Genomic DNA, 396 nt, shown 5'->3' with positions numbered 1-396 from the left:
GGACGGCCGATTTGGTAATCATGTGTGGAAATATGAAGAAGCGCGGTTGCAATTCTTTGTAAGATACAGTAAAATCAATATTTAAAGAAAAAGACGGCAATTTTGAAAAATACAAACATTTGTGTAAACTTTGCGTTAAATGTAGCGATAGAAAGGAAGCGGGCAAAATGGAGCAGACAGCAAAAGAGCGCACACTAGCATTTATGGCAGAGCATGCGGGGGATCCAACCCCGATGGAACTATTTCATATGCACGTAAAACACGTGGGAATCAATACAAAATCGGAAGACGAGGCCTGGGAGGTTGCTGAGACACTGGCGCGCCTGATGGGGCTGATGCCGCGCGAGACGGAGAAAGCGGTGTTCAGCGGTGACCTGACGGAAAATATGAAGGTGG

Annotated in this window: 1 protein-coding gene; it reads left to right on the top strand. The window is 46.2% G+C overall.

All coding sequences use genetic code 11. From position 1 onward, the window contains the following. Positions 1-167: 167 nt before the first annotated feature. Positions 168-396 (top strand): hypothetical protein (locus QVO97_RS07000; protein WP_369678393.1); only part of this gene is annotated, 229 nt, incomplete at its 3' end.

The sequence above is a fragment of the Clostridium sp. CAG:43 genome (genome assembly GCF_000434655.1).
Lineage (GTDB): Bacteria > Bacillota > Clostridia > Lachnospirales > Lachnospiraceae > Otoolea > Otoolea fessa.
This window is presented reverse-complemented; position numbering and strand designations above follow the sequence as displayed.